At 70.6% G+C, this 15887-nt stretch carries 16 protein-coding genes and 1 tRNA gene; 14 read left to right on the top strand and 3 right to left on the bottom strand.

Annotated elements, in window-relative coordinates; all coding sequences use genetic code 11:
* Window positions 1-38 precede the first annotated feature (38 nt).
* The 3 genes from ACX80N_RS11340 to ACX80N_RS11330 form a co-directional block, all read right to left on the bottom strand.
* A complete protein-coding gene (locus ACX80N_RS11340; RefSeq protein WP_459339486.1) occupies window positions 39-704 on the bottom strand; it encodes a GntR family transcriptional regulator in 666 nt (221 codons plus the stop codon).
* Between the two features lie 140 nt (window positions 705-844).
* Complete coding sequence (locus tag ACX80N_RS11335; protein WP_459339464.1) at window positions 845-1567, bottom strand: response regulator; 723 nt, start codon at window positions 1565-1567, stop codon at window positions 845-847.
* A complete protein-coding gene (locus tag ACX80N_RS11330; RefSeq protein WP_459339463.1) occupies window positions 1564-3348 on the bottom strand; it encodes a sensor histidine kinase in 1785 nt (594 codons plus the stop codon). The genes ACX80N_RS11335 and ACX80N_RS11330 overlap by 4 nt, the downstream gene beginning before the upstream one ends.
* A gap of 216 nt (window positions 3349-3564) precedes the next feature.
* Here ACX80N_RS11330 and ACX80N_RS11325 point away from each other — a divergent pair, with 216 nt between their 5' ends.
* The 14 genes from ACX80N_RS11325 (at window position 3565) to ACX80N_RS11260 (ending at window position 15866) form a co-directional block, all read left to right on the top strand.
* The gene (locus ACX80N_RS11325) at window positions 3565-4980 is read left to right on the top strand and encodes a cation:dicarboxylate symporter family transporter (RefSeq protein ID WP_459339462.1); all 1416 of its coding nucleotides are present in this window, start codon (window positions 3565-3567) and stop codon (window positions 4978-4980) included.
* 264 nt (window positions 4981-5244) lie between these two features.
* On the top strand, window positions 5245-6132 hold the full coding sequence (locus ACX80N_RS11320) for a ParA family protein (protein WP_105030089.1): 888 nt from the start codon (window positions 5245-5247) through the stop codon (window positions 6130-6132).
* 35 nt (window positions 6133-6167) lie between these two features.
* Complete coding sequence (locus tag ACX80N_RS11315) at window positions 6168-7010, top strand: segregation and condensation protein A (RefSeq protein ID WP_459339461.1); 843 nt, start codon at window positions 6168-6170, stop codon at window positions 7008-7010.
* Window positions 7003-7653: an SMC-Scp complex subunit ScpB gene (gene scpB / locus ACX80N_RS11310; RefSeq protein WP_105030087.1), complete on the top strand. Its 651-nt coding sequence runs from the start codon at window positions 7003-7005 to the stop codon at window positions 7651-7653. The genes ACX80N_RS11315 and scpB overlap by 8 nt, the downstream gene beginning before the upstream one ends.
* A 27-nt stretch (window positions 7654-7680) precedes the next feature.
* Window positions 7681-9009, top strand: a complete 1329-nt coding sequence (locus ACX80N_RS11305) for a pseudouridine synthase (protein WP_459339460.1) — start codon at window positions 7681-7683, stop codon at window positions 9007-9009.
* 3 nt (window positions 9010-9012) lie between these two features.
* Entirely contained in the window at window positions 9013-10140 is a 1128-nt protein-coding gene (locus ACX80N_RS11300) for a prephenate dehydrogenase (RefSeq protein ID WP_459339459.1), read from the top strand.
* A 101-nt stretch (window positions 10141-10241) separates the two neighbouring features.
* Window positions 10242-10895 (top strand): (d)CMP kinase, encoded by a 654-nt coding sequence (cmk, locus tag ACX80N_RS11295; protein ID WP_459339485.1) that lies wholly within the window; start codon window positions 10242-10244, stop codon window positions 10893-10895.
* Window positions 10896-10985: 90 nt separating this feature from the next.
* Window positions 10986-12542, top strand: coding sequence for a ribosome biogenesis GTPase Der (der, locus tag ACX80N_RS11290; RefSeq protein WP_105030572.1), 1557 nt, complete (start codon window positions 10986-10988; stop codon window positions 12540-12542).
* A 79-nt stretch (window positions 12543-12621) separates the two neighbouring features.
* Window positions 12622-12695, top strand: a tRNA-Pro gene (locus ACX80N_RS11285).
* A 195-nt stretch (window positions 12696-12890) separates the two neighbouring features.
* Window positions 12891-13277: a glycine cleavage system protein GcvH gene (gene gcvH, locus ACX80N_RS11280; RefSeq protein WP_105030571.1), complete on the top strand. Its 387-nt coding sequence runs from the start codon at window positions 12891-12893 to the stop codon at window positions 13275-13277.
* 70 nt (window positions 13278-13347) lie between these two features.
* On the top strand, window positions 13348-13839 hold the full coding sequence (locus ACX80N_RS11275; RefSeq protein WP_105030570.1) for an FHA domain-containing protein: 492 nt from the start codon (window positions 13348-13350) through the stop codon (window positions 13837-13839).
* Between the two features lie 8 nt (window positions 13840-13847).
* On the top strand, window positions 13848-14597 hold the full coding sequence (gene ftsR / locus ACX80N_RS11270) for a transcriptional regulator FtsR (protein ID WP_105030569.1): 750 nt from the start codon (window positions 13848-13850) through the stop codon (window positions 14595-14597).
* An 11-nt stretch (window positions 14598-14608) separates the two neighbouring features.
* Complete coding sequence (locus ACX80N_RS11265; RefSeq protein ID WP_105030568.1) at window positions 14609-15106, top strand: bifunctional nuclease family protein; 498 nt, start codon at window positions 14609-14611, stop codon at window positions 15104-15106.
* Between the two features lie 172 nt (window positions 15107-15278).
* Window positions 15279-15866, top strand: coding sequence for a MerR family transcriptional regulator (locus tag ACX80N_RS11260; protein WP_105030567.1), 588 nt, complete (start codon window positions 15279-15281; stop codon window positions 15864-15866).
* Window positions 15867-15887 lie beyond the last annotated feature (21 nt).

Here is a 15887-nt window from a genome sequence, read left to right as displayed (position 1 = left end):
TGGAGCGGAGTCGGTGGCGCGGTGTCGGTGATGCGGTGTCAGCCTGGCCGCGCCCGTGGCGTCTCGGAGTCCCGCGGCGAGGCGAGCAGGTGCTGCAGGCTGTGGTGGAGATGCACCCGCATGGACGCCTCGGCGAGGTCGGCGTTGCCGGCGGCGAGCGCGAGGGCGATCTGCTCGTGCTCGCGCGCGGAGGCCAGGAGTCGCGGCGGGTTGTCGCGTGCGAGTCTCCGCACCCTGGCGAGGTGGGTGCGGATCGGCTTCTGCGCCTGCAGGAGGAAGCGGTTCGCGGCGGCGTCGTCGATGCACTGGTCCAGCCGCGCGACGAGGGCGTAGTACGCGTCCTGGCCCCCGTCGTCGTCCTCGATGAGCCGGCCGGCCCGGGCGAACTCCCCGGCGATATCCGCGAAGACGTCCCGGTCTCCCCGTGAGGCCGCCCGCCGGACGGCGGCGCACTCGAGCGGCAGGCGGACCTCGAACAGGTCGGTGACGGCCTCGAGGGAGATGGCGGAGACGACGACGCCGCGGCCGGCATGGGGAGCGGCGAGCCCTTCGGCGACGAGCCGGGCGAGCGCCTCGCGCAGGGGAGTCCGGGAGACGCCGAGGCGGGCCGACTGCTCGACCTCGGCCAGCAGGTCGCCGGGTGAGAGCCGCCACTCGACGATGTCCGAACGGAGCAGGGAGTAGGCGCGATCACCGGCCCGCATGCTGTGCCTCCCCGTCGCCCTGTCAGCGGCCCGAGCGGGCACGCGCATCGCCTCAATGTATACACAGGCCGGCGTGGACACAAGGCGTATCAGCATCCACGCGGAGATCAGGCGTGCTCGTGTATACAGGACGCCGGAGCCTATCGCTCGGACACCGTCCGTGCCCAGCTGTACTCGAACTCAGGGCGCCCCCGCGTCCCGTAGCGGGGCGTGCGCAGGGCCGACTGCTGGTCGGCCAGGTACTCGAGGTAGCGCCGCGCGGTGACCCGTGACATGGACAGGGCCTCCGAGACCTCGATCGCCGACGTCGGCGCGGAGAGCTCCCTCAGGAGCCGGGACACCGCGCGCAGCGTCTCCGCCGAGAGTCCCTTGGGCAGCGTGGCCGTCATGGCCGGGCGGAGCGAGGCGAAGGCGGAGTCGACCTCTGCCTGCGTGGTGCTGGACGCCTGCTCCACCAGGTTCCGCCGGAACTCCCGGTAGGCGCCGAGCTTCTCGCTGAACGCCGAGAAGGTGAACGGCTTGATGAGGTACTGGACGATCCCGGAGGAGATGGCGGCCCGAACCACCTGCAGGTCCCGCACGGCCGTGATGGCGATGATGTCCAGGGGCAGGCCGAGCCCGCGCACCCGGCGGATGATGTCCAGACCGTGGGCGTCCGGCAGGTTCATGTCCAGCAGCATGAGGTCCACGGCGATGCGGGTCCGGCCCGGCTCCTCGCCGGCCGGATGCAGGAAGCCCGCGAGGTCGGCCCCGCTCCGGGCGATGCCCACGAGTTCGAAGCCGGGGAGCCGCCGGACGTACTCCGCGTGGGCGTCCGCCGCCACCGGGTCGTCCTCGACGACCAGGACGCGGATGGCGCTCACGCCCGGTCCCGGTTCCGTGCACCCTGCGGCATCGCCGCACGGTCGTGCGCGCGGACGGCCGGAGGCCCGGTGGCGATCAGGTGGCCGGAGTCTCCGGGCCGGCCGGGGTCGCCAGGGTGGCCGGGGTCGCCTGGTCCCGGCCCGGCGCCGTCCGGAGCGGCCACGGGCAGGGGGAGGCGCACCGAGAAGAGCGCCCCGCCGTCGTCGGTGTCCGTGACCTCGACCGATCCCCCGAAGCGCCGCACCGCCTGCCGGACGAGGGCCAGCCCCAGGCCGCGCCCGGCGGCCTTGGACGCGTCCGCAGCCTTCGTGCTGTACCCGAACTCGAAGATCCTCGCCTTCTCGGAGTCCGGCAGCCCGTTGCCGCTGTCCTCGACGACGACCTCCAGCACCGGTGCCCCGTCGTCGTAGGTCGCGCGCCTCACCGTGAGGGCCACGCGCGGCTCCTCGGACACCGCCGCCTCGTCGAAGGCGTTGTCCAGCAGGTTGCCGATGATCGTGACGAGGTCCACGGGATCGAGCGAGCCGGCCTGCGCGTCGGGGGCGATGTCCGTGGTCAGCTCGATCCCGCGCTCGTGCGCCTGGGCCGCCTTGCCCACCAGGAGGGCCGCGAGGAAGGGCTCGTCGATCGCCCGGACCACCTCGTCGGTGAGTCGCTGCGACTGCTGCAGGTCGCGGGTCGCGAAGTCGAGCGCCTCGGAGTTCCGGCCGAGCTCCACCAGCGAGACGATGGTGTGCAGGCGGTTGGCGTGCTCGTGGGTCTGCGAGCGCAGGGCATCCGTCAGCGTCTGCATGGTCTCGACCTGCCCGGTGAGCGCCTCGACCTCGGTGTGGTCGCGCAGCGTGGTCACCGTGCCCAGGGCCGCACGGGGATGCCCGCCGCGTCCGGGAGGCGCGGGCGGGACGGCCGGTTGCTGGTCGACGACCAGGACGCGACTGTCGGTCAGGTGCACCTCGTCGTGCGCGCTGCGGCCCGAGGCGAGGAGGGCGCGCAGCGACGGCGGGACCGCGAGGCGCGACGCCTGCACGGGCTCCTGCGTCCCGTCCAGTCCCAGCAGGCGTGCCGCCTGGTCGTTGTAGAGCACGAGGCGCCCCGCGGCATCGGTCAACAGCAGCCCCTCCCGCACCGAGTGCAGGACGGCGTCGTAGAAGACGAAGGTGCGCGAGAGCTCCGCGGGCCCCATGCCCAGCGTCGCCTCGCGCAGGCGCCGGCTGAGCAGGAACGAGGCCAGCGAACCGAGCGCCAGGGCGCCGAGTGCGATGAGCGCGACGAGGGGCAGCTGCGCGTTGCGGGCGATGGCGGCGCGGTCCACGGTGATACCCGCCGCGACCATCGCGCGCACCGTCCCGTCGTCGTCGACCACCGGCACGATCGAACGGATCGACGGGCCGAGCGTTCCCGCGTAGGTCTCGGTGTACGTCCGTCCGGCCAGGGCGTCGTCGACGGAGCCGATGTACGGCTTGCCGATCTCCCCGGCGTTGCGGTGGGTGAACCGGGTGCGGTCGGTGCCCATGATGGTGATGAAGTCCACGCCCAGGCGGTCCATCACCTCGACGGCGTAGGGCTGGAGGGAGGCGGTGGGGTCCGGTCCCCGGACGGCGGCCAGGACGGCCGGATCCAGTGCGATGGCCGTCGAGACCGCCATCATCCGCTCGGCCGCGGCATCGTTGACGCCCTGCTCGGCATCGGCGTACAGGATCACGGACAGCGATGCCGAGAGGACGAGGACGAACACGAGCTGGGCCAGGAAGACCTGCCGGGCGAGGCTCCATCGACGCACTCCGCGATCCTGCTCCTTCCGGTTTCCGCCCGGGCCGGATCGGCACGCAGGCCATGCCGGTCCACGACCAGTATGAACTCAATTGTGACCCCTATCACGCCGACTGTCATGATCGAAGGGGACCAATTCAATCTACGCCTCCCGAGAAGACCCCCACGACGAAGACCGTTCTTCGTCGTGGGCGCCGCGGGGCGGCAGACATCAAGGGAGATCACCATGGCCATCGCATCGTCGCGGTCCGAGAGTGGACCGGCGCAACCCCGCAAGAAGGTCGACAAGACCCATTTCCTCTACATCGCGGTCATCGTGGCCGTCGTCCTCGGCGCGATCCTCGGACTCGCGGCCCCCGAATTCGCCAAGGCCCTCAAGCCGCTCGGCACCGGCTTCATCAATCTCATCAAGATGATGATCGCCCCCATCATCTTCTGCACCATCGTCCTCGGCATCGGCTCCATCGCCAAGGCCGCGACGGTCGGCAAGGTGGGAGGCCTCGCGCTCGGCTACTTCATGCTGATGTCGACCTTCGCGCTCGCGATCGGCCTCGTGGTCGGCAACCTCATCCAGCCGGGTGAGGGCCTCGACATCTCGTCGTCGAGCTACGACCTGCCCGAGCCCGAGGAAGGCGCGTCGAGCGGCACCGTGGGCTTCCTCCTCGGCGTCATCCCCACCACGCTCCTCTCCGCCCTGACGGGTCCGAGCATCCTGCAGACCCTCTTCGTGGCGCTCCTCGTGGGCTTCGCACTGCAGAAGATGGGCGACGCCGGCAAGCCCGTCCTCCGCGGGATCGGCCACGTCCAGGCGCTCGTGTTCCGCATCCTCGTGATGATCATGTGGCTGGCCCCGATCGGTGCCTTCGGTGCCATCGCCGCCGTCGTCGGTGAGACAGGCGTCCAGGCGATCATCAGCATGGCGACCCTCATGGTCGCGTTCTACATCACCTGCATCCTCTTCATCGTCGTCATCCTCGGCGGCCTGCTGAAGATCGTCACCGGCGTGAACATCCTCAAGCTGATGAAGTACCTGGGCCGCGAGTACCTGCTGATCTTCAGCACCTCCTCCTCCGAGGCCGCCCTCCCGCGCCTCATCGCGAAGATGGAACACCTCGGCGTCTCCAAGCCCGTCGTCGGCGTCACCGTCCCAACCGGCTACTCCTTCAACCTCGACGGCACGGCCATCTACCTGACCATGGCCGCGCTGTTCGTCGCCGAGGCCATGGGCACGCCGCTGGCCCTCGGCGAGCAGATCTCCCTGCTGGTCTTCATGATCATCGCCTCCAAGGGCGCCGCCGGCGTCACAGGTGCGGGCCTCGCCACCCTGGCGGGCGGCCTGCAGTCGCACCGTCCCGACCTCGTGGACGGCGTCGGCCTGATCGTGGGGATCGACCGCTTCATGTCCGAGGCCCGCGCGCTCACGAACTTCACCGGGAACGCCGTCGCCACGGTGCTCATCGGCAAGTGGACGGGTGAACTCGACCGCCCCCGCGTGGACCAGGTCCTCGAGGGGCACCTGCCCTTCGACGAGAGCACCATGAGCACCGACCACCGCTTCGAGAACGGCGCCTCGAGCGACGACGTCGAGGACGGGGCCGCGGCGAGGACCGAGGCCGCGGTGCGCGGCACCACCACCCGCTGATCCGCGGGCAGGCCGGGCCCTGACAGGTCCGACACACGACGACGGCGGCGGCCCGGAGCACATCCGAGCCGCCGCCGCCTCCGGTCACCGGTCCGATCACCTGCGCAGCTTCGACCTCAGGTTGAGGATCAAGGCTCGGGGTCGCTCGGGGTCAGGCTTCGCGGCCGCCGGTGCGGGCGTTGTACCGTTGACTAGAAGAAAAGCCACTCGGCTGCCGATCGTCGACCGGCCCGCACCGATTCTGATGGAAGCGTGGAGAAATACGTGAGTAGTGAACAGGGTTCCACAACTCTGCCCAGCGCAGTGGACGCGGGATTCGGCCCCACCGGCCGCCCTGTGACGGAGTTCCCTGAACCCAGGATCCTCGACTCGCACGGCCCGGCCAGGGTCATCGCGATGGTCAACCAGAAGGGCGGGGTCGGCAAGACGACGTCGACCATCAACCTCGGTGCCGCGCTCGCCGAGGCCGGCCGCAAGGTGCTGCTCGTCGACTTCGACCCGCAGGGCGCGCTCTCCGCGGGCCTCGGCACCAATCCGCACGAGCTCGACGTGACGGTGTACAACGTGCTGATGGACCGCAAGGTCTCCATCCAGGACGCCATCCAGCACACCGCGATCGAGAACATCGACCTGCTGCCCGCCAATATCGACCTGTCCGCGGCCGAGGTGCAGCTGGTCAACGAGGTGGCGCGCGAGCAGGTCCTCGACCGCGCGCTGCGCAAGGTCTCGGACGACTACGACGTCATCCTCATCGACTGCCAGCCCTCCCTCGGTCTCCTCACCGTGAACGCCCTCACGGCCGCGCACGGTGTCATCATCCCGCTCATCTGCGAGTTCTTCGCCCTGCGCGCGGTGGCGCTCCTGGTCGAGACCATCGAGAAGGTCCAGGACCGGCTCAACCCGCGCCTGCAGATCGACGGCGTGCTCGCCACGATGTACGACGCACGGACCCTGCACAGCCGCGAGGTGATCGCGCGCCTCGTCGAGGCATTCGGGGACAAGGTCTTCGAGACCGTCATCAAGCGCACCATCAAGTTCGCGGACGCCACCGTGGCCGCCGAGCCCATCACCTCCTACGCGGCGAACCACTCGGGCGCCGATGCCTACCGCAGTCTCGCGAAGGAGCTCATCAGCAGGGGCGGAGCACCCTAGTGCCGGTACCCTCCGGGTCCGCCCGGGTCCCGTAGGTGGCCGACCAGACGGTGTTCGAGGTGCAGCTGACCAACTTCAGCGGCCCGTTCGACCTGCTGCTGAACCTCATCTCCCGGCGCGAGCTCGACATCACGGAGATCGCGCTGGCGCAGGTCACCGACGAGTTCATCGCGCACATCCGCCGCATCCAGGCCACCGAGGGCGAATGGAGGCTCGACGAGGCGAGCGAGTTCCTCGTCGTCGCCGCCACGCTCCTCGACCTGAAGGCCGCCCGGCTCCTGCCCGTCGGCGCCGTCGAGGACGAGGAGGACATCGCGCTCCTCGAGGCCCGGGACCTGCTGTTCGCCCGGCTCCTGCAGTACCGGGCGTTCAAGGAGATGGCCCGCCAGCTCGCGGCACGACTGGAGGAGGAGGACGCCCGCCACGCACGCCTGGTGCCCCTCGAGCCCTCCTTCACCCGCCTGCTGCCGGAGCTGATCTGGAAGCACTCGCCGCAGGACTTCGCCGCGCTCGCCGCGAAGGTCCTCGCCCCGCGGCAGGAGCCGCCCGCCGAGGTCGGCCTCACGCACCTGCATGCGCCGCCCGTCAGTGTCCGCGACCAGGCGCAGATCCTGCAGGACCAGCTGCGCACCAGGGGCCCGCTGACCTTCCGGCAGCTCACCGAGGACGCCGGATCGCGCATGGTGCTCGTGGTCCGGTTCCTCGCCCTGCTGGAGCTGTTCCGCGACGGGGCCGTGTCGTTCGAGCAGGCGGCGCCGCTGTCGGAGCTGCTGGTGGGGTGGAGCGCGAAGGACGGCGTGTGGACCGCCGACCTGCCGGCGGAGGACTTCGAGGACGGCCCGGACCTCGTGCACGGGAGAGGAGCGGACCATGGATGAACCGGACGGGACGGACGACGTGCGGGAGGACGGACAGGACCTGCCGGTCGAGGAGCTGCCCGGAGGACTGCGCGGCGCCGTCGAGGCCGTCCTCATGGTGGCCGACCGGCCGGTCGCCGAGGGTCAGCTCGCGGCAGTGCTCGATCGCCCGGTCGAGCAGGTGCACGCCGTCCTCGTGGGACTGCAGCGCGAGTACGACGGCTATACTGGGCCAGGCCCCCGAAGCACCGACGCTCCATCGCCACGCGGTTTCGAGCTGCGGACCATCGCCGGCGGGTGGCGCATCTTCTCCCGGAAGCACTTCGCGTCCGTCGTCGCCGACTTCGTGCTCGACGGCCAGTCAGCCCGGCTGTCGCAGGCGGCGCTCGAGACCCTGGCGGTCATCGCGTACCGCCAGCCCGTATCCCGCGCCCGGGTCTCCGCGATCCGTGGCGTCACCGTGGATTCCGTGGTCCGTACCCTGCTCCAGCGCGGGCTGGTTGTCGAGATGGAGACCGATCCGGAGACCGGAGCGGTGCTTTATGGGACCACTCCGCTCTTTCTGGAAAGATTGGGGCTGGGCAGCGTCGACGAATTGCCCCGGATCGCTCCCCACCTGCCGGGCCTCGAGAGCCTTGGGGAGTATGACGAGACGACGTACTGAGCACTACCTACACGAAGGATTTTCTCCATGACACAGCCGCCAGGATCCGGTTCCGGACGCAACACGCCGCGCCGCGGCGGATCGGCCGGACGCCCCGACGGTGCCCGCGGCAGGGGCGCATCCCCCCGCAACGGCTCCGGGCAGGGCGGCGCAGGACGGACCGGCGAGGGCAGGCCCTTCTCCGAGCGCGGGGAGCACACCGGCGGTCGTCCCGGTGAGGGCCGCTCGTTCCCCGACCGCGGTGAGCGCCGCGGCGGTCGTCCGGCGGCCCCGCGTTCCGCCGCCGATCGCGGCCGGGAGGGCGGCCGGTCGTCCGAGGGGCGTCCGCCCGCCGGCGGCGACCGTCGCGAGTCCGCCGACGGCCGGGCCCGCGCGGCGGCCGGTCGGCCGTCGGCCGGGACACCGGCCGGCCGGTTCGGTGCCAAGACCGGCGGGCGCGCCGGCAGCAAGCCCGGCCGGCCCGGTGCAGCGCCGGGAGCGCGCTCCGGCGGGCAGGGCGGACGCCCGAAGCCGCCCGGTGCCAAGGCCTTCGGGCGTGAGCGGTTCGGCCAGGACCTCGGCCCGGTGCGCGCACCGAAGCCCAAGCGTGCCGGCCGCCCGGCCGACGAGATCGACGTCCACAACCCCGAGGGCGTGCGCCTGCAGAAGATCATGGCGCTCGCCGGTGTCGCCTCCCGCCGCGTGTGCGAGGAGATGATCCTCGACGGACGCGTGGAGGTGGACGGAAACATCGTCACCGAACTCGGCGTCCGGGTGGACCCCGAGCAGGTGGCCATCCATGTGGACGGCATCCGGCTCCAGCTCAACGAGCACCTGAAGTACTACGTCTTCAACAAGCCGCGCGGCGTCGTCTCCACGATGGAGGACCCGGAGGGGCGGCGGTGCATCAGCGACTTCCTCAAGAACAAGGACAAGAGCGAGCGGCTCTTCCACGTGGGACGGCTCGACGCCGAGACGGAGGGCCTGCTCCTGCTCACGAACGACGGTGAACTGACCAACCGGCTCACGCACCCGTCCTACGAGGTGCCGAAGACCTACCTCGTGCAGGTCCGCGGGCCCATGGCACAGGGCGTCGGCGCCCAGATGAAGGAGGGCATCGAGCTCGAGGACGGCCTCGCCCAGGTGGACTCCTTCAAGCTCGTCGACTCGACGCCCGGGCACATCCTCGTCGAGGTGGTGCTGCACTCCGGACGCAACCGCGTGGTCCGGCGCCTGTTCGACGCCGTCGGCCATCCGGTCGAGCGCCTGGTGCGCACCCAGGTGGGCCCCATCCGCATCGGGGACCAGCGCCAGGGCAGCATCCGCGTGCTCGGACGCCAGGAGGTCGGGCACCTGCTGGCATCGGTGGGCCTCTAGCCGATGGTCGCGCGCACGGAACAGGGGACGCACCTCGCAGGTCCCGTCCTCGTCGTGGGGGCAGGCCTGCTGGGGGCGAGTATCGGGCTGGGCCTGCGCGCCCGCGGGATCGACGTCGTCCTGTCCGACAGCTCACCGTCCACCGAGGCCGTGGCCCGCGACATCGGAGCTGGCAGGCTCCTCTCCGAGGCACGGGACGCGGGGGAGCGCGTGGTCCCGGAACTCGTCGTCGTCGCGACACCCCCCGATGTCACGGCACGGGTGGCCGCCGAAGCGCTCCTGGCCTACCCCGAGGCCGTGGTCGCGGACATCTGCAGCGTGAAGGAGGCCATCCTGCGCGAGCTCCTCGCGACCCCCGGGGTGGCCGCGCACGTGTCCCGGTACATCGGCACGCACCCCATGGCAGGCCGCGAGAAGTCCGGTCCCGTCGCGGCGCGCGCCGAGCTGTTCAGCGGCGCACCGTGGGTGCTGTGCGCCCACAGCGGCAGCGCCCCCGAGGCCGTCCTGTGCGCGGAGTCCCTCGCCGTGGATCTCGGCGCCGTGCCCGCGCGCATGTCGGTCGAGGAGCACGACGAGGCCGTCGCCCTCATCTCCCACCTGCCGCAGGTCGTCTCCTCGCTCGTCGCGAGCAGGCTGCAGGACTCACCGGCGCATGCACTCTCGCTCGCGGGCAACGGATTGCGGGACGTCACGCGCATCGCGGCGAGCGACCCCCGCCTGTGGGTGCAGATCCTCTCCGCCAACGCGGGCCGGCTCGTCGACATCCTGTACGGGGTGCGCGAGGACCTGAACCGGCTGATCGGCACCCTCGAGGACCCGACGGCCGGGGGAGCACGCCTCGACATGGCGCAGCTGATGTCCGAGGGGAACGCCGGGCAGGCCCGGGTCCCCGGCAAGCACGGCACCCCGCCGAACTCCTTCGCGCGCCTGACCGTGCTCGTCGACGACGTGCCGGGGCAGATCGCGAAGCTCCTCACCGAGATCGGGCAGACCGGCATCAACGTCGAGGACTTCCGGCTCGAACACTCGCCCGGGCGCGAGGTAGGACTCGCGGAGCTCTCGGTCCTCCCCGGACGGCGCCACGAATTGACGGAGTCCCTGACACGGCGGGGCTGGAAGGTAGTGCAGTGATCCAGGTATCAGCAGACACCACGCAGACCGCCGCCCCGGGACCGGCGGCGCACACGGCGTCCTCGAGCCCCTACTCGGGGTTCCGCCTCGGCAAGTCCCTCGTGGTCGCCATCGACGGCCCGTCCGGATCCGGCAAGTCCAGCGTCAGCCGCGAGGTGGCACGCCGCCTCCGCGCCGCGTACCTGGACACCGGCGCCATGTACCGGGCAGTGACGCTGCACTGCGTCGCCACGGGAGTGGACCTGCAGGACGGCGCCGCGGTCGAGGCCGCCGCACGCGACATCGAGCTGTTCATCAGCACCAGCCCCGACCACGAGTCGGTGACCATCGCGGGCGACGACGTCACCGCCGCCATCCGCGAGCCCGAGGTGTCCTCCGCCGTGAGCGCCGTCGCGACCACGATGGGCGCCCGCGCGGAGCTCATCCGCCGCCAGCGCGCCCTGATCGCCGGCGCCGGTCACCGGATCGTCGCGGAGGGGCGCGACATCACCACCGTCGTCGCCCCCGACGCCGAGGTGCGCATCCTGCTCACGGCCACCGAGGAGGCCCGGCTGCGTCGCCGCGGCGACCAGCTCGGGGGGACCCAGTCCGATGCCCAGCTGCGGCAGCAGGTCACCGAGCGCGACGCCAAGGACTCCACCGTGGTGGACTTCCAGCAGGCGGCGGACGGCGTGGTCACGCTGGACTCGTCCGACCTCGACTTCGAGCAGACCGTCACGGCGGTCCTCGGCATCGTGCGCACCGTGGCGCACTAGCCGGCACCTCCACGTTTCACGGGCGAGCCCGCCGGCCGCCCGACAGTATTGCCGTCGGGAGACGGCGACCACCAACCGAAGGACAGAACAATGAGCGAGAACCTTTCGCCGGATGCGACGGACCAGGCCTCCGGAGCCGACGAGGACTACGAGCCGACCGGCGAGGACCAGGTCGGTGAGCTGCTCGAGACGCTCGACGACGCCGACGCCGAGCAGCGCGCGGCCTCCCTGCGTGCCGGCCTCGAGGACTACGAGCTCGACGAGGAGGACGCCGCGCTCCTCGCCCGTCAGGACGAGGACTTCGACGACGAGGCGGAGGGCCGCCTCAACCCCGTCCTCGCCATCGTGGGCCGCCCGAACGTCGGCAAGTCCACCCTGGTGAACCGGATCCTCGGCCGCCGCGAGGCCGTCGTCGAGGACACCCCAGGCGTCACCCGCGACCGCGTGTCCTACCCGGCGCAGTGGTCGGGCCGCAACTTCACGCTCGTGGACACCGGCGGCTGGGAGCACGACGCCAAGGGCATCGCCGCGCGGGTCGCCGGCCAGGCGGAGATCGCCGTCGACATGGCCGACGCCGTCCTGCTCGTGGTCGACGCGACGGTCGGCGCCACCGCGACCGACGAGGCCGTGGTGCGGATGCTGCGCCGCAAGAACAAGCCCGTCATCCTCGTGGCCAACAAGGTGGACGACATCCAGAACGAGGCCGACGCCTCCGCGCTGTGGGGACTCGGCTTCGGGCAGCCGTGGCCCGTGTCCGCCCTGCACGGGCGCGGCACCGCCGACATGCTGGACCACGTCAACGGGATCCTCCCGGAGTTCTCGGAGCACGGCGGGATCGAGCGCTCCGGCGGACCCCGGCGCATCGCCCTGATCGGACGGCCGAACGTGGGCAAGTCCTCCCTGCTCAACAAGCTGGCCGGTTCCGACCGCGTGGTCGTGGACCCGCTCGCCGGCACCACGCGCGACCCCGTGGACGAGATGATCGAGCTCGGGGGGCGCACGTGGCGCTTCGTCGACACCGCCGGTATCCGCCGCCGCGTGCACATGCAGCAGGGTGCCGACTACTACGCGTCGCTGCGCACGCAGGCGGCGCTGGAGAAGGCCGAGGTGGCCGTGGTGCTCCTCGCCGTCGACGAGGTCCTGAGCGAGCAGGACATCCGCATCCTGAACATGGCCATCGAGTCCGGCCGGGCGATCGTCCTGGCCTTCAACAAGTGGGACCTCCTCGACGACGAGCGCCGCCGGTACCTCGAACGCGAGATCGAGCAGGACCTGGCGCACGTGGAGTGGGCGCCGCGCGTGAACATCTCGGCGCTGACCGGCTGGCACAGGGACCGCCTGGTGCCCGCGCTCGACGTCGCCCTCGAGTCCTGGGACCGGCGTATCCCGACGGGTCGCCTGAACGCGTTCCTCGGCGAGCTCGTGGCCGCCCACCCGCACCCGGTCCGCGGCGGCAAGCAGCCGCGCATCCTCTTCGGCACGCAGGCCTCGAGCCGCCCGCCGAAGTTCGTCCTGTTCACCACCGGCTTCCTGGATCCCGGCTACCGCCGCTTCATCACGCGCCGCCTGCGCGAGACGTTCGGCTTCGAGGGCACGCCCATCGAGGTCAACATGCGCGTCCGCGAGAAGCGCAGCCGGAACCGCTGACCCCTTCCCCGGTGTGCCGCCCGCCCCGGAAAATGCTGTACAGTTATCCGAGTGGTTTGGCCCGCTGGGCCGAGCAGATCGGGATGTGGCGCAGCTTGGTAGCGCACTTGACTGGGGGTCAAGGGGTCGCAGGTTCAAATCCTGTCATCCCGACACTGCAGGGCCCGTTTCCACCGGTGAACAGCCGGCGGGGACGGGCTTTTTGCATGCCCGGGGGAGAGGAGCCGCTGCATGCCCGGCGGGGTGAGAGGCGCGTCACGTGGACCCGGAGTTGTGCCTATACTCGACCAGTATCCGTACCGGACGGCACCCAGGCGCCTCCGATGACCGCGCGTCCGAAAGGCAGCCATGAGCAACATCCCCGAAGGCCTCTACTACACCGCTGAACACGAGTGGGTCAGCGAGCCCGCGGTGGATGGCACCGTGCGCGTGGGTATCACCGACTTCGCCCAGGACGCGCTCGGCGACGTCGTCTATGTCCAGATGCCCGAGGAGGGCACCGGCGTCACGGGGTCGGACGTGATCGGCGAGGTCGAGTCCACCAAGAGCGTCAGCGACATCTACGCCCCCGTCAGCGGGCAGGTCGTCGCCCGCAACGAGGCGCTCGACGACGATCCCTCGCTCATCAACTCCGACCCCTACGGCGAGGGCTGGCTGCTCGAGATCAAGGTGTCCGATCCGTCCGTGGTACAGGACCTGTTGAGTTCAGCCGACTACTCCCAGCAGGTAGGCTAGTCCTACCGGAAGCAGGGGTGGCGCAGTCCGGAGCAGCCCGCCGCGCCATGCAGTAGGGGGAGGAAAACCGATGGTGCACCACAGGAATCCTGGCGGAAATGGAGAAGAGCCGAATATGACGTCTCCCGAGACAACCTCGATCGGGCTGCCGCCGCAGATCGCCATGGGAGAGTACGAACGGCACCTGACGCGCGAGGAGCAGGCGTCCGTGGCCGCTCTTCCCGCAGGCTCGGCGCTGCTGATCGCCCACTCGGGCCCGAACGCCGGCGCCCGGTTCCTCCTGGACGAGGACGTCACGAAGGCTGGACGGCACCCGAACGCCGACATCTTCCTCGATGACGTGACGGTGTCCCGCCAGCATGCGGAGTTCCGGCGCACGCAGAACGGCTTCACGGTCGTGGACACCCGCAGCCTCAACGGAACCTACGTGAACAACGACCGCGTGGACAGCGTCACCCTCCGCAACGGCAACGAGGTCCAGATCGGCAAGTTCCGCCTCACCTTCTACGCGGCACGCACGGTCCCCGGCCAGTCCGCGCAGCACACGACAGCACAGGCCTAGCCCGCTCCATGCCTGCCTCCCACCCCGCCCGCCGTCCGGCCGGTGTCGCTCCCGGTCATCCGATCGCCGGTGTCCTCACCATCGGCGAGGTCCTGCGTGAGCTGGCAGCGGAGTTCCCCCAGGTCACGGCTTCCAAGATCCGGTTCCTGGAGGAGAAGGGCCTCATCACGCCGCAGCGCACACGCGCCGGGTACCGGAAGTACGGAGCGCACGACGTCGAGCGCCTGCGCTTCGTGCTGGCCCTGCAGCGCGACCAGTACCTGCCGCTCAAGGTCATCAAGGACTACGTCGAGGCGATCGACCGCGGCGAGCGGCCCGAGTCGCTGCCCGGCGGCATGACCCTCGCGCCGCGGGTCGTCTCCGACCAGCTCTCGCAGGAGCTGAGCGCGCACGCGCGGCGGCTCACCGCCGAGACGCTGGCCGCCGAGGCGGGAGCGCCCCGCCGACTTGTGGACGACCTCGTGAGCTTCGGACTCATCACCGCCGTCGAGAACCGGTTCGACGAGCACGCGCTGAAGATCACCCGGGCCTGTGTGCAGCTGGAGCGCCACGGGATCGAACCGCGGCACCTGCGCCCCTTCCGTGCCGCAGCGGACCGCGAACTGGGTCTGGTCGAGCGCGTGGTGGCCCCGGTGGCCTCCCGCAAGGATGTCGCCTCGAAGGCACGTGCGGCGGAGACCGCACGGGAGATCAGCGAGCTGTGCCTGGGACTGCACAGTGCCCTCGTGCACAGTTCCATAGCCCGTATGGACAGTTAGGCGGCTTCCCCGTGATCGAAGTAGAAGTGGTGGGCGTTCGTATCGAACTGCCGTCCAACCAGCCGTTGGTCCTGCTGCGGGAGACCGCAGGGGAACGGCACCTGCCCATCTGGATCGGTGCCCCCGAGGCGAGCGCCATCGCCTTCGTCCAGCAGGGTATCGTGCCGCCTCGTCCCATGACCCACGACCTCCTGGTCGACGTGGTGGCGGCGGCCGGCAAGGAGATCCGCGAAGTGCGCATCACCTCCGTGGAGGACACCGTCTACCACGCCCAGCTCGTGTTCACCGACGGCGTGACGGTGAGTTCGCGGGCGTCCGACGCCCTGGCCGTGGCCCTGCGCGTGCCCTGCCCCATCTACTGTGCCGACGAGGTCCTGGCCGTCGCCGGCGTCGAGATCGCCGACGCCGAGGACGCGGAGGAGGGCGACACGGAGGAGACCGCGGAGAAGGAGGTCCTCCAGTTCCGCGAGTTCCTCGCCGATGTGGAGCCCGAGGACTTCGAGCGCTGACGACACGCAAACCTAGCGGGGCAGCGTCTTTGACCTCGCCCCTCCCGCGATCTAACGTCGAAGAATACAGTTCCCATTGCGTGTGTGGGGGGCTCGGGGCACACTTGAGTGCACATCCTGAGGTTCCGACGGATGAGCAAACTTCCCCGGGAACCCGACCAGGAGGCAGCACGTGAGTCCGAAGGGTGACGCCGGCAAGGCAACCAGCCCGGCAGGCGCTGGTGTCCCAGCGAGCGCCCAGGGCTTACTATTCACCGAAGACCTCCCCGTCCTCGACGAGGACGCCGGATATCGCGGGCCCACGGCCTGCAAGGCCGCCGGCATCACCTACCGCCAGCTCGACTACTGGGCCCGGACGGGTCTCGTGGAGCCGGCCGTCCGCGGAGCCTCCGGCTCCGGCACGCACCGCCTCTACGGCTTCCGGGACATCCTGGTCCTCAAGGTCGTCAAGCGCCTCCTGGACACCGGCGTCTCCCTCCAGCAGATCCGCACCGCCGTCGAGCACCTCCGCGAGCGCGGCGTCGAGGACCTCGCTCAGATTACGCTCATGAGCGACGGCGCCAGCGTGTACGAGTGCACATCGGCGGACGAGGTCATCGACCTCGTGCAGGGCGGGCAGGGAGTCTTCGGCATCGCCGTCGGCCGGGTCTGGCGCGAGGTGGAGGGCAGCCTCGCAGCGCTGCCCAGCGAGCACGCGACCGACCAGGACTTCCCGGGCGACGAGCTCAGCAAGCGCCGCGCCACCCGCAAGATCAGCTAGCAGCCCTTCTCGCCACCCTCG

This window comes from Arthrobacter sp. MDT2-16 (assembly GCF_054510925.1).
This window is presented reverse-complemented; position numbering and strand designations above follow the sequence as displayed.

What these genes read in the sequence shown, in the direction of transcription:
- ftsR (WP_105030569.1), top strand. Translation starts at nt 13,848, where the DNA reads ATGCCTGCCTCCCACCCCGCCCGCCGTCCGGCCGGTGTCGCTCCCGGT.
- scpB (WP_105030087.1), top strand. Translation starts at nt 7,003, where the DNA reads ATGGATGAACCGGACGGGACGGACGACGTGCGGGAGGACGGACAGGAC.
- ACX80N_RS11275 (WP_105030570.1), top strand. Translation starts at nt 13,348, where the DNA reads ATGGTGCACCACAGGAATCCTGGCGGAAATGGAGAAGAGCCGAATATG.
- ACX80N_RS11305 (WP_459339460.1), top strand. Translation starts at nt 7,681, where the DNA reads ATGACACAGCCGCCAGGATCCGGTTCCGGACGCAACACGCCGCGCCGC.
- der (WP_105030572.1), top strand. Translation starts at nt 10,986, where the DNA reads ATGAGCGAGAACCTTTCGCCGGATGCGACGGACCAGGCCTCCGGAGCC.
- ACX80N_RS11300 (WP_459339459.1), top strand. Translation starts at nt 9,013, where the DNA reads ATGGTCGCGCGCACGGAACAGGGGACGCACCTCGCAGGTCCCGTCCTC.
- ACX80N_RS11325 (WP_459339462.1), top strand. Translation starts at nt 3,565, where the DNA reads ATGGCCATCGCATCGTCGCGGTCCGAGAGTGGACCGGCGCAACCCCGC.
- ACX80N_RS11340 (WP_459339486.1), bottom strand. Translation starts at nt 704, where the DNA reads ATGCGGGCCGGTGATCGCGCCTACTCCCTGCTCCGTTCGGACATCGTC.
- gcvH (WP_105030571.1), top strand. Translation starts at nt 12,891, where the DNA reads ATGAGCAACATCCCCGAAGGCCTCTACTACACCGCTGAACACGAGTGG.